The following is a 12838-nucleotide window of genomic DNA, read 5'->3' on the forward strand; positions in this document are numbered from 1 at the left end:
GAAAAAAGTCAAACATTGCTGTTCGACTTTTCTGTGACCTGGCTGGGGCTCGAACCCAGGACCCCATCATTAAAAGTGATGTGCTCTACCAACTGAGCTACCAAGTCTAAATCATTTCCTTATTGCGGGTGCAAATATAATACCTTATTATTAACATTGCAAAGCAAATTAATGATAAATTTACCTTTTTTTTGCAATTGTCTTCAAGGCGTTAATTTATAAGGGTTTAGGTAAATGAATAAAATTGTTTTAGTGGGTTATATGGGGTCCGGAAAAACGGAAATAGGAAAATTAGTGTCAAAAATGACCAATATTTCTTTTTTAGATTTGGATCATCTTATCGAAAATAGACTTTCAAAAAGTATAAATCAGATTTTTTCAGAGCAGGGAGAAGTGTTTTTTAGAAAAAAAGAACATGAGATTTTTGCTGAAACAATCAATTCAGAAGAATCGTTTATTTTGAGTTTGGGAGGAGGTACGCCTTGTTATGCGAATAATCATTTGTTTTTGCAGTCGGAAGGAATAGTTTCTATTTATCTGAAAGCAAGCATTGCAACTTTGGTTCAGAGGTTGAAGGAAAATAAATCGGAAAGACCATTACTAAAAGACTTATCTGAGCAGGAATTAACAGAATATATTGCCAAGCATCTTTTTGACAGAAGTTTTTATTACAACCAATGCAAGCACATTATTATTGTAGATGATAAGTCACCATTGGAAATTGCTGCTGAAATTGAAAAAATCCTACTCTAAATAGGCATAATCTCCTTTTTCATCAAAAACAACCTGTACGTGCTCTAGTAATGAAGTAGATAATGAAATTCCTTTAAAATCGGCTTTTATCGGGTATTTTTTATGATTTCGGTCTACCAGCACGGCAGTTTTGAATTTGGTATGCGGCACATCAAGAAAATGTCTTACACCATAAATTAATGTGGTTCCTGAGTTGAGCACATCGTCTACTAAAATCAATCCCTTATTTTGGTAAACATTTTTGTCTACTGAAGTGGTAATTGTTGCCTGAGGATTTTTTTTATCAATAATAACATCACACAAAATTACCTTTAATGGTGAGATTGTTTTTAAGACTGAAGCAATCTTGTTGGCAAAAATGCTGCCGTTTCCATGAATTCCGGCTATAATAATTTCATTTTCATCGATAAAGGTTTCATAAATCTGGTAAGCGATACGCTTTATTTTGAATTCGATTTCCTGATGATTTAAAATAATATTTTGGCTCATGGGTTTATTTTTTCGTAAAGATAAAAAAGAGTTCGTTTCCCTGACGTGGTTTTATTGAATTATATGCGGGTTCCAGTTTTTTTATTTCGAAGTAACTCGAAAATAAGTTTAGGTATTCTTCTTTTGAACCGCCAAACGGAGGGCCGCTTTCTGTTAATGGGAATTGAAACAGCAATCCGACGAGTTTTCCTTTTGGAGAAAGCAGGTCGTGCATTTTTTTGACGTATTCAGTTCTTAATCCTGGATCCAGAGCACAAAAGAAAGTCTGTTCCAAAATCAGATCATATTGCGAATCATGTTCAAAGAAATCGGATTGGATGAATTGGTCTTCGTTATGGCCGGATATACGGTTTTTAAGATTGCGTAATGGACTTTCGGCATAATCCAGAACAAAACTATTGCTAAAGCCATTATTGAGTAAATATTCGAACTCATAACCGTTCCCGCAACCTGGGATTAATATTTTAGCCGATTTATTATCGAGCTGGTCAATGTATTCCTTAATTGGAGTTGTGATGATTCCGGTATCCCAGACCGCATCATCATTAAGATACCTGTTTTCCCAATAATTACTATTCAGTTTCATCTTCATTAATATCAGTTCCAAAATCTTCTAAATCACGACGGTCTTTCTTGGTAGGCCTTCCTGCTCCGGTTTTACGGTAATGCTCTTTTGATAGTTTGAGCAGTTCTAAATGAGCGAAAGATTCTTCCGGTGTTTCGTCTTTTCGGTAAATATCTACCAGTTTTGCGCCTACACGATTGTCCGGAATGTCCAAGACAGCTATAATATAGGTAATCTGATCTCTTCTGAAAGTGATTTTATCCCCGGGGAAAACCTCTTTTGAAGCTTTAGCTACCTGACCGTTTACAGTGACGTGGTTTTTTTTACAGGCTTCAGTTACCATATTTCTGGTTTTGTAATACCTGACACACCATAAGAATTTGTCTACTCTCATAAAAAATAAAAAACAAAGTTAAAGTTTATACAAAAATAAATCAAAATTGTATCTTGCGCGTTCAAAAATACTATATATGACTAGATTTCTTAAGGTAGCGGTAATTTTATTTTTCGGTTTCTTTATTTCTTGTAAAAAAGATGATGACGTTACTATAACTCCGGCAAATCCTTTTGTAGAACAATACCCTGTCGATTTGGCTAAAATCGAAAAATTCTTTGTTGATTACCATATGGATGTGACTCCTGGAACTTATGATGTGACTTTCACTAAGATCCCAAATCCGAATACTGGTGGTTTAGTTTCAATAAAAGATCAATATATAACACCAAATCCTAACCCTTACAAAACAGTAACAAGAGATGGGATTGATTACAAGATTTATTATATTTCGTTAAGAGAAGGGGTTACTGATAGGCCAACACCTGTTGATTCAATTTTTACATCTTACAGAGGAAGGTTGCTTGATAATACAAGCTTTGACCAGACTCAGGATCCTCTTTGGTTTCCATTAGAGAGTGTTGTTACCGGATGGAGTGAGATTTTGCCGCTTTTTAAATCAGGAACATATACTGTAAACGGTAATGGGTCTGTAAATTATGATAATTATGGAGCTGGAGTGATGTTTTTGCCTTCTGCTTTTGGGTATTATAATGCGGTGAAAGGGGTTATTCCTGCTTATTCTCCTTTGATTTTTAATTTTAAATTAAATACTGTAAATTATGTTGACCATGATTATGACAGGGTAGAATCAAGGTATGAAGATATTAATGGTAATGGTAATTTAAAAGATGATGATACCGATGGTGATGGGAAACCAAACTATCTGGATACTGATGATGATGGAGATGGGTACGCGACTAAATTTGAAATTAAAAACCCGGCTGGAGGTTATTTTGATTTTGCAAATATACCAATATGTACTGCAGACGGTAATAAGAAAGTCCATCTTACTAAAACCTGCAAGCCTACTAATTAAAAAATAGTTCTTATAAAATAAAAAACCCGTTCAATTGGAACGGGTTTTTTATTTTATAAGAACCTCAGTAGAAAATTATTTTCTTTTGATTACTCTTTCTACAGCTTCAACAATAGCCTGATTGTTTAATTTGTATTTTTCCATTAATTGTTCCGGAGTTCCGGATTCTCCGAAGCTGTCGTTTACAGCAACGAATTCCTGTGGCTTAGGATTGTTTAAAGCTAATACTCTGGCAACACTTTCACCAAGACCTCCAAGGAAGTTATGTTCTTCTGCGGTTACGATGCAACCGGTTTTTGCTACTGATGCAAGAATAGCTTCATCATCAAGCGGTTTGATGGTGTGAATATTGATTACTTCAGCAGAAATGCCTTTAGCTTCTAATGCTTCTGCAGCAATTAAGGCTTCCCAAACTAAGTGACCTGTTGCAACAATAGTTACATCAGTTCCTTCGCTTAACATTATTGCTTTTCCAATTATGAACGGTTCGTCAGCAGGAGTGAAGTTAGGCACTACCGGACGTCCAAAACGCAAATAAGCAGGACCGTGATGATCTGCCAATGCTAACGTAGCTGCTTTGGTTTGGTTGTAATCACAAGTGTTGATTACAGTCATTCCAGGCAACATTTTCATCAAACCTATATCTTCAAGAATTTGATGAGTCGCACCATCTTCTCCTAAAGTTAATCCGGCATGTGAAGCACAGATTTTTACATTTTTATCTGAATAAGCAACAGATTGACGAATCTGGTCGTAAACTCTTCCGGTAGAAAAGTTGGCAAAAGTTCCTGTGAAAGGAATTTTACCTCCAATGGTTAATCCGGCTGCAATTCCAATCATGTTAGCTTCTGCAATTCCGATTTGGAAAAAACGCTCCGGATGATTTTTCTTGAATTCGTCAAATTTTAAAGAACCAATTAAGTCAGCACAAAGGGCTACTACATTTTCATTCTTCTGACCTAGTTCTGTCATGCCCGCTCCAAAACCTGAACGAGTATCTTTACTTCCTGTGTTTGTATATTTTTTCATTATTCAATTTAAAAGATTGCAATGCGTTGCCAATTATAAGGTTTGTTCTGATTCTTATAATTGTTTACGTCATTATTGTTTTAGTAATCCTGCTCGTCTTCAGAATAGTTTTGACTTAAGGCCAATGCTAATTGCTCATCATTAGGAGCTTTACCATGCCATGCATGAGAGTACATCATGTAATCTACTCCATTACCCATTTCGGTATGCAGCAATACACAAACTGGTTTTCCTTTTCCGGTTTTTGATTTGGCTTCAGTCATTCCGGCGATAATAGCGTCGATGTTATTTCCTTCTTTAATGTCAATTACTTCCCAGTCAAACGCTTCAAACTTAGCACGGATACTACCCATTGCTAAAACTTCATCGGTGGTACCGTCAATTTGCTTTCCGTTTAAATCGATTGTAGCAATAAGGTTGTCTACTTTTTTAGCAGAAGCATACATGATCGCTTCCCAGTTTTGTCCTTCCTGCAATTCGCCATCTCCATGTAAGGTGTAAATTAAATGGTTGCAATTGTTCAGTTTTTTTGCCTGAGCTGCACCAATACCTACTGATAAGCCTTGCCCAAGAGATCCTGAAGCAATTCTTACACCTGGTAAACCTTCGTGAGTGGTTGGATGTCCTTGCAATCTGGAGTTTAATTTTCTGAAAGTAGCTAATTCTTTTACCGGAAAATAGCCGCTTCTTGCCAGAACGCTGTAAAATACAGGTGAGATGTGTCCGTTGGAAAGGAAGAAAACATCTTCGCCGATTCCGTCCATATCAAAACCAGGTTTGCGGTCCATCAGGTTTTGGTATAAAGCTACCAAAAATTCGGTGCAACCCAAAGAACCTCCTGGATGACCTGAATTTACGGCATGTACCATACGAAGGATATCTCTTCTTACCTGAATCGTTAAATCGTTTAATTGTTGTGTGTTAGGCTTCATTTTATGTGTAAAAGTTAAACTTCCGCAAAGATAATCAGATAATTGGATTTTTCAGAGTATTCGATAATTGGATTTTTAGAAATTTATATTATTAAAAGCTACAGTTTGCAAATTGGTTCTGCTGATGCGTGTTTGTTCCTGTTCAGAATCTGTTATTTGCCTGCTGAGTTCTTTAAACTCGGATAATGACAATGTTTATAATATGAAAGGCAAGTCTTGATGAAAGTAAAATTAAAACTAAAAAAGAACGTCTAATTATTCAAATTCTTACGAAGAAATTAGTTTACGACATTTAACAATTGATTGGGTGTTAAATTTCTAAATTTCTAAAGGGTCTAAAATTTTAAATAACTTATCTTTGCCTCCCGAATGTTCGGAAGAAAAACGCCTATATGAAGTTTGATTTATTACAAAAAGACCCGCAAACAAAAGCCAGAGCAGGAAGTATTACTACTGATCACGGTGTAATTGAAACGCCTATCTTTATGCCTGTGGGAACAGTTGCCTCTGTAAAAGGAGTGCATCAGAGAGAATTGAAAAACGATATTAACCCGGATATTATTCTTGGGAATACCTATCATTTGTATTTACGTCCTCAAACTGAGATTCTTGAAAAGGCTGGGGGACTGCATAAATTTATGAATTGGGACAGAAATATTCTGACTGATTCAGGAGGATACCAGGTGTATTCACTTTCTTCCAACAGAAAGATTAAAGAAGAAGGAGTAAAATTTAAATCACATATTGACGGCTCTTACCATTTCTTTTCCCCGGAAAGTGTTATGGAAATCCAGCGTACTATAGGGGCTGATATCATCATGGCTTTTGATGAGTGCACGCCTTATCCGTGTGATTACCGTTATGCAAAACGTTCGATGCACATGACGCACCGTTGGTTGGACAGATGTATTTCGCATTTGGATAAAGTGCCTGTAAAATACGGTTACGATCAGACTTTTTTTCCTATTGTTCAAGGAAGTACTTATAAAGACCTTCGAGAACAATCGGCAGAATATATTGCCAATGCAGGAGCACAGGGTAATGCTATTGGAGGACTTTCGGTAGGAGAGCCTGCTGAAGAAATGTATGCAATGACCGAAGTAGTTACAGCCATATTGCCGGAAGACAAGCCACGGTATCTGATGGGTGTTGGTACACCAATTAATATTTTAGAGAATATCGCTTTAGGAATAGACATGTTTGATTGTGTTATGCCAACACGTAACGCCAGAAACGGTATGTTGTTTACAGCGCATGGAACAATTAATATTAAGAACAAAAAATGGGAAGCCGATTTTTCGCCTATTGATGAAATGGCGCACACCTTTGTTGATACGGAATATTCCAAGGCGTATTTGCGTCATTTGTTTGCTGCCAATGAATATTTGGGGAAACAAATTGCAACTATCCATAATTTAGGATTCTACATGTGGTTGGTTCGTGAAGCCAGAAAGCATATCTTAGCAGGAGATTTCCGTGAGTGGAAAGAAAAAATGGTAAAGCAAATGAGCCAACGATTATAATCTTAAAATTATAGATTCAGATTTTCATGAAGAAATTGACCATTATAGATAAATACATTCTCAAGAGGTATCTCTCTACATTTTCGGTAATGTTACTTTTGTTTATTCCGGTTGGGATTACAGTCGATGTGTCTGAAAAAATCAATAAAATTCTTGAGAATAAAGTCCCTTTTGTTAAAGTAGCTTCATATTATCTGGATTTTATAGTCTATTTCGCGAATTTGCTGTTTCCGATCTTCCTCTTTTTATCGATTATCTGGTTTACTTCAAAATTGGCTAACAATACCGAAATTATTGCTATTCTGAGTTCGGGTATTTCTTTCAGGAGATTTTTGCGGCCTTATATCATAGGAGCTTCTATTGTTTCGTTGTTTGCGCTGCTGATGGGCTTCTTTTTGGTTCCTAAAGCCAGTGAAGGATTTAAGACCTTTCGGTATATGTACCTAATAGGTAACGGGCGGAATGAAATGCGGGAAACCGATGATGTATATCGTCAGATTAGTGATACGGAGTTTATTTTTGTGAGTAATTTTAATCAGGCTGCTAAAACCGGCTATAATTTTGTGTTTGAAAAGTTTGATGGGGAGCGTCTGATTTATAAAATTTCAGCAACATCCATACAATGGGAACCTAAAGACAGCACATATACTTTATTGGGTTATAACAAGCGAACGATAGGGGAATTAGGGGATAAAATTGAAACTGAGAACAGTAAGACAATGAAGTTTAAGTTTGAATTGGATGATTTAACACCTGTGATTTATATTGCTGAGACGCTAAATTTAACCGAATTGGATAAATTCATTGAAAAAGAAAAGAAGCGAGGATCTTCAAATATCAACCGATACCTTGTTGTTAAATACAGAAAATACAGTATTCCGGTTTCGGCTTTTATATTGACTATTATTGCTGTGGCAGTTTCTTCGATGAAACGCCGTGGAGGAATGGGAATCAATCTGGCAATAGGAATTGCGTTAGCTTTCAGTTACGTCTTTCTGGATAAGATTTTTGGAACTTTGGCTGAAAAATCTTCGATTAATCCATTAATTGCTGTTTGGATTCCGAATATTGTTTACGGAGTTTTAGCCTTTTATCTGCTTCGAAATGCCAAAAGATAAAGCACTTAACAGTTATCTGCATCTTCATTTTATTGTTTTTATTTGGGGATTTACGGCAGTTTTAGGTAAATTGATTTCTTTGCAGGCTTTAGATCTGGTTTGGTTCAGGATGCTGTTTGCCATTTTTTTTATGGTTGCATACGTAGTATACAGCAAAGAATCTTTAAAAATCCCCAAAAAAGTATTCTTCGGTTTTATGATTGCGGGCATCATTATCGCAGTACATTGGCTTACTTTTTATCAGGCGATTAAAGTTTCTAATATTTCGATTACGTTAGCCTGCATGTCTACAGGAGCCTTTTTTGCTTCAATCTTAGAGCCTATTTTTTATAAAAGAAAAATAATATGGTACGAATTGTTCTTCGGAATCATTGTCATACTTGGCTTGCTTATCATATTTAATGTAGAAGCAAAATATAAGGCCGGGATTATCTTAGCTGTCATATCCGCTTTTTTATCTGCTCTTTTCGCGGTAGTTAATGGGAAATATGCCAAAGAATATAATCCGAACATTATTTCGTTTTACGAATTGGGCGGTGGATTGTTCGTTCTAACATTATACCTGGTATTTGCAGAAAAACTAACCCATGAGTTTTTGACGATATCGATGAGTGATTTTCTGTGGCTTTTGGTTTTGTCTTCGGTTTGTACCGCTTATGCGTTTTCGGCTTCCGTAAAAGTGATGAAATACCTGAGTCCTTATACCGTTATGCTTACCATTAACCTTGAACCTATTTACGGGATAATTCTTGCTTTAATTGTTTTTAGCGAGAAAGAAAAAATGAGTATGGCGTTTTATGTTGGAGCATTAATCATTTTATCGACTGTGATTTTGAACGGAGTTTTGAAGAACAGGAAGAAATAATAATCTGTAACAAATTGGAATTTAGCAACCTACATTCCAAAACCTCTTAAAAAGAACATTATATCAAATTATACTTTCAAACTCAATTGAAAATTTTATCTTTGTTGATTCAATTTAGTAATAAAACACAAAAATCTTATGGAATATTTAGATTTTGAATTACCTATTAAAGAACTGGAAGATCAATTGGACAAATGTCAGGTGATTGGTCAGGAATCTGATGTTGATGTAACAGCAACCTGTGAGCAGATTCAACAAAAATTAGAAGCTACCAAAAAAGATATCTATAAGAACCTTACGGCTTGGCAAAGAGTTCAAATGTCGCGTCATCCTAACCGTCCTTATACTTTAGAGCACATTACTAATTTGACTGATGGCACATTTTTAGAATTGTTTGGAGACAGAAATTTTAAAGATGACAAAGCCATGATTGGTGGTTTGGGTAGAATAGGCGGACAGTCGTTTATGATTGTTGGTCAGCAAAAAGGAATTAATACTAAAATGCGTCAGTACCGAAATTTTGGTATGGCAAATCCGGAAGGATACCGTAAAGCGTTGCGTTTGATGAAAATGGCAGAGAAATTCGGGATTCCGGTTTTAACTTTAGTAGATACTCCGGGAGCCTATCCGGGTCTTGAAGCAGAAGAAAGAGGTCAGGGAGAAGCTATTGCCCGTAATATTTTAGAGATGATCCGTCTGAAAGTGCCTATCATTACCGTTATTGTTGGTGAAGGAGCTTCAGGAGGAGCATTAGGAATAGGAGTGGGTGACAAAGTTTATATGATGGAAAACACTTGGTATTCGGTAATTTCTCCGGAATCATGTTCTTCTATCTTATGGAGAAGTTGGGAGTTTAAAGAACAAGCTGCTGAAGCTTTGAAGTTAACTGCTTTCGATATGAAAAGACAAAACCTTATTGACGATATTATTCCAGAACCATTAGGAGGAGCACACTACGATAAAGTAACAGCCTTTAAATCAGTTAAAGAATATGTATTGAAAGGCTTTAATGAATTGAAAAATTTATCAACAGCTGATTTAGTAGCTCAGAGAATGGATAAGTACAGTAAGATGGGAGAGTTCAAGGAGTAATTTTCTTACAAAAACTATATACATCCGAAACCGTTACAGTTTCGGATTTTTTTTTGGTTATCAACATAAATTTTAAGTTGTTAACACCGTTTATTAACATTTTAATGATTGTTTTTCTTTCGATTTATTTAGAAATAGACCTAACTTCGCCAATATGGAAAATCTCAGAAATATTAACCCTGTAAGAGTAGATAAAGCTACAATTATAAACCTTGAAAAAGGGAAGCTGCCACCGCAGGTTCTCGATTTGGAAGAGGCTGTCCTTGGAGCGATGATGATTGATAAGAAGGGGGTTGATGAAGTAATTGATATCCTGCAGCCGGATGCTTTTTACAAAGATGGTCACAAGTATATTTTTGAAGCTATTGTGACTTTATTTAACGATTCGCAACCTATTGACTTATTAACGGTTTCGGCACAATTGAAAAAAATGGCAAAACTGGAGTTGGCCGGAGGTGATTTTTATTTAATACAGCTTACACAAAAAATATCGTCTTCTGCACATATTGAATTTCACTCGAGAATCATTTTGCAGAAATACATTCAGCGAAGTCTGATTAAAATTTCTTCCGAAATTATTGAAGAGTCCTATGATGAGAGCACTGATGTTTTCGATTTATTGGACAAAGCAGAATCAAAACTTTACGAAGTAACGCAAGGAAATATTAAACGTAGTTCTGAAACGGCGCAAAGTTTAGTAATTCAGGCTAAGAAGCGTATCGAAGAAATTGCCGGAAAAGAAGGATTGAGCGGAATTGCAACCGGTTTTGAAAAACTTGATAAAATTACCTCAGGCTGGCAGCCATCAGATTTGATTATTATTGCAGCCCGTCCGGGTATGGGTAAGACCGCATTTGTACTTTCTATGGCTCGAAATATCGCCATCAATACAAATCATGCCGTAGCATTATTTTCGTTGGAGATGTCCTCTGTTCAGCTTATAACGCGTTTAATATCTTCAGAAACAAGTTTGTCTTCTGAAAAACTAAGAACGGGTAAATTGGAGAAGCATGAATGGGAGCAATTGAGTGTAAAAGTTAAAGACTTGGAAAAAGCACCATTGTTTATTGACGATACACCCTCGCTTTCTATTTTCGATTTACGAGCAAAAGCCCGAAGATTAAAATCACAACACGATATTAAGATTATCATTGTCGATTATCTTCAGTTAATGACTGCCGGCGGAAGCGGAAAAGGACCAGGAAACCGAGAGCAGGAAATTTCTACGATTTCCAGAAACTTAAAAGCATTGGCAAAAGAATTGGAAGTTCCGGTGATTGCACTTTCCCAGTTATCGCGTGCCGTTGAAACTCGTGGAGCCAGCAAAAGACCATTGCTTTCTGACCTTCGTGAATCTGGAGCAATTGAGCAGGATGCGGATATTGTATCGTTTATTTACCGTCCTGAATATTATAAAATTGACGAATGGGATGATGATGAACATACTCCTACACAAGGTCAAGCCGAATTTATTATTGCAAAACACCGTAATGGTAGTTTGGAAAATGTTCGTTTGAAGTTTATTGGTCAATTTGGTAAGTTTGATAATTTAGATGAATATAATGGAGGTTATGATGATTTGCCATCCAAAATGAATTTAGATGATAATCCTTTTATCACTAAAAATCTGCCTTCAGCAAATGAAGCTTTTGGAAGCAACCTGAATAATTTTGATGATGACAGTGATGTTCCGTTTTAAAAATGACATCGTTATAAGAAATAAAAAAGGCTCCTTAATTGGAGCCTTTTTGTTATTAAGCCTATTAATAAGATATTTATATTCTTACCAGATGAAAGTTGAATTCCGATAACGTTTGCGTACCTGAAGTATTGTTTTTAGGACAGTATTCAAGCTTGAAGTCAGGATTGTAGTCCCATTCTTCACTATGAACATGACATCCGTCTTTTGTCAGATAGATATGTCCTTCATAAGGTTTGTATCCGTCCGCGATTATTTGTACGTTCATTTTTTCATATACCTTACCGGAATTTGTAAATCCTGAAAGGATATGATAAGAACCATTTATATTTTCAATAGATTGCTTTGTCGAAAAAAATCTGTTTCTTTTTACCTGGACATCAATTTTTTGGATATTAATTTTTTCAAAAGTTACAGAATCCAAAATCAATCCTTTAAGAATCAATTTATTCTTTGATGTTGAAACAGGTGATAAATCAATAACATTAGACTTTTTTTCCTCACTTGAAGCATATAAGTTTGATCCTGATAAGGCCAAAATTCCTGAGGCTAAAAGGGTGGTATTTTTTACAAATAATCTTCTCTCCATGTTTTTCTTTATTAGTTAGTATACAAATTAGGATTTTTTTAAAATAAGAAAGAGGCTGTCTTTTATGACAGCCTCTTTGTAAGACTTTTATGATTTAATTATTTTTTGATAATCAATCTTTGAGTTTTAATTTTAGTTTGATTTGCACCGCGTATAAAATATACTCCTTCAGCCAAGCTGTCTAAGTTTATTGTATTTATATTGTTCGCAGTAACTTTGAATGTTCTTACAGTTTGACCTAATTGGTTCACTACTACAAAATCACCATCAAAACTAGATTTGATATTTACGATGTCTTTACTTGGATTAGGGTAAAGCAGGAAGCTTTGATTTGCTTCAAATTCTTCATTTCCTAATGTACATCCTGAAGTAACAGAACATACACCCATAGTAATAGTAACTCCGTAAGAACCACTTGTACTAGCAGTAAATGTCTGACCAGTTGCTCCAGGGATAGGAGTACTTGGACACTCAAACCATTGGTATGTTGCGCCAGCCTGATTAGCAGTTAATGTATTACCAACCAATGTAACTGATGGGTCAAGAACTGCTGGTTCCGTGATTGTGAAAGATTCTGTATCACTACATCCATTTGCATCCGTCACTGTAACTGTGTACGTTCCTGCTGCTAAACCAGTTGCCGTAGCAGCTGTTCCACCAGTAGGAGCCCAAGAGTAAGTGTATCCAGGAGTTCCACCAGAAACCGTTACTGTAGCAGAACCGTTAGCACCACCGTTACATGACACATTGGTCTGAGCTGTCGCCGATGCAACTAATGCATTAGGTTCAGTAATAGTAAAACTTTGAGTTG

14 protein-coding genes, 1 tRNA gene and 1 pseudogene are annotated in these 12838 nt (G+C 36.0%); 7 read left to right on the plus strand and 9 right to left on the minus strand.

Features of this window, described 5'->3' with window-relative positions; genetic code table 11:
- Positions 1-34: 34 nt before the first annotated feature.
- A tRNA-Lys gene (locus tag ACRDEC_RS16450) sits at positions 35-107 on the minus strand.
- 127 nt (positions 108-234) lie between these two features.
- On the opposite strand from ACRDEC_RS16450, the gene ACRDEC_RS16455 reads away from it, so the two are divergent.
- Positions 235-753 (plus strand): shikimate kinase, encoded by a 519-nt coding sequence (locus tag ACRDEC_RS16455; protein ID WP_431499461.1) that lies wholly within the window; start codon positions 235-237, stop codon positions 751-753.
- Here ACRDEC_RS16455 and ACRDEC_RS16460 read toward each other — a convergent pair.
- From ACRDEC_RS16460 to ACRDEC_RS16470, 3 genes are read right to left on the minus strand one after another with little or no spacing between them, the layout of a single operon-like run.
- Complete coding sequence (locus ACRDEC_RS16460; RefSeq protein WP_431499462.1) at positions 745-1242, minus strand: phosphoribosyltransferase domain-containing protein; 498 nt, start codon at positions 1240-1242, stop codon at positions 745-747. The two genes, ACRDEC_RS16455 and ACRDEC_RS16460, sit on opposite strands and share 9 nt — an antisense overlap.
- A gap of 4 nt (positions 1243-1246) precedes the next feature.
- Complete coding sequence (locus ACRDEC_RS16465) at positions 1247-1834, minus strand: methyltransferase (protein ID WP_431499463.1); 588 nt, start codon at positions 1832-1834, stop codon at positions 1247-1249.
- A complete protein-coding gene (locus ACRDEC_RS16470; protein ID WP_431499464.1) occupies positions 1815-2201 on the minus strand; it encodes an RNA-binding S4 domain-containing protein in 387 nt (128 codons plus the stop codon). The genes ACRDEC_RS16465 and ACRDEC_RS16470 overlap by 20 nt, the downstream gene beginning before the upstream one ends.
- 76 nt (positions 2202-2277) lie before the next feature.
- Between ACRDEC_RS16470 and ACRDEC_RS16475 the strand changes: the two genes are divergently transcribed.
- Complete coding sequence (locus ACRDEC_RS16475) at positions 2278-3180, plus strand: FKBP-type peptidyl-prolyl cis-trans isomerase (protein WP_431499465.1); 903 nt, start codon at positions 2278-2280, stop codon at positions 3178-3180.
- Between the two features lie 75 nt (positions 3181-3255).
- On the opposite strand, the gene ACRDEC_RS16480 is transcribed toward ACRDEC_RS16475, so the two are convergent.
- The 3 genes and pseudogenes from ACRDEC_RS16480 to ACRDEC_RS16490 form a co-directional block, all read right to left on the minus strand.
- Entirely contained in the window at positions 3256-3642 is a 387-nt protein-coding gene (locus ACRDEC_RS16480; protein WP_431499474.1) for a transketolase C-terminal domain-containing protein, read from the minus strand.
- 63 nt (positions 3643-3705) lie between these two features.
- A pseudogene (locus ACRDEC_RS16485) lies at positions 3706-4209 on the minus strand (transketolase family protein); the annotation flags it as partial.
- Positions 4210-4289: 80 nt separating this feature from the next.
- Positions 4290-5141, minus strand: coding sequence for a transketolase (locus ACRDEC_RS16490; RefSeq protein WP_431499466.1), 852 nt, complete (start codon positions 5139-5141; stop codon positions 4290-4292).
- A gap of 392 nt (positions 5142-5533) precedes the next feature.
- Here ACRDEC_RS16490 and tgt point away from each other — a divergent pair, with 392 nt between their 5' ends.
- The 5 genes from tgt (at position 5534) to dnaB (ending at position 11438) form a co-directional block, all read left to right on the plus strand.
- A complete protein-coding gene (tgt, locus tag ACRDEC_RS16495; protein WP_431499467.1) occupies positions 5534-6664 on the plus strand; it encodes a tRNA guanosine(34) transglycosylase Tgt in 1131 nt (376 codons plus the stop codon).
- A gap of 26 nt (positions 6665-6690) precedes the next feature.
- Positions 6691-7782: an LptF/LptG family permease gene (locus ACRDEC_RS16500; protein WP_431499468.1), complete on the plus strand. Its 1092-nt coding sequence runs from the start codon at positions 6691-6693 to the stop codon at positions 7780-7782.
- Positions 7769-8647: a DMT family transporter gene (locus tag ACRDEC_RS16505; protein WP_431499469.1), complete on the plus strand. Its 879-nt coding sequence runs from the start codon at positions 7769-7771 to the stop codon at positions 8645-8647. Before ACRDEC_RS16500 ends, ACRDEC_RS16505 begins: the two co-directional genes overlap by 14 nt.
- A 138-nt stretch (positions 8648-8785) precedes the next feature.
- Positions 8786-9739: an acetyl-CoA carboxylase carboxyltransferase subunit alpha gene (locus tag ACRDEC_RS16510; RefSeq protein WP_431499470.1), complete on the plus strand. Its 954-nt coding sequence runs from the start codon at positions 8786-8788 to the stop codon at positions 9737-9739.
- A gap of 154 nt (positions 9740-9893) precedes the next feature.
- On the plus strand, positions 9894-11438 hold the full coding sequence (dnaB, locus tag ACRDEC_RS16515) for a replicative DNA helicase (RefSeq protein ID WP_431499471.1): 1545 nt from the start codon (positions 9894-9896) through the stop codon (positions 11436-11438).
- 76 nt (positions 11439-11514) lie between these two features.
- Here the strand turns inward: dnaB and ACRDEC_RS16520 are convergent, their stop codons facing one another.
- Together ACRDEC_RS16520 and ACRDEC_RS16525 are read right to left on the minus strand one after the other, a co-directional pair.
- Complete coding sequence (locus ACRDEC_RS16520) at positions 11515-12027, minus strand: hypothetical protein (protein WP_431499472.1); 513 nt, start codon at positions 12025-12027, stop codon at positions 11515-11517.
- Positions 12028-12125: 98 nt separating this feature from the next.
- On the minus strand, positions 12126-12838 hold a 713-nt coding region (locus ACRDEC_RS16525; protein ID WP_431499473.1), incomplete at its 5' end, for a T9SS type A sorting domain-containing protein.

Origin of the sequence: Flavobacterium sp. (genome assembly GCF_050696275.1) — a bacterium.
Lineage (GTDB): Bacteria > Bacteroidota > Bacteroidia > Flavobacteriales > Flavobacteriaceae > Flavobacterium.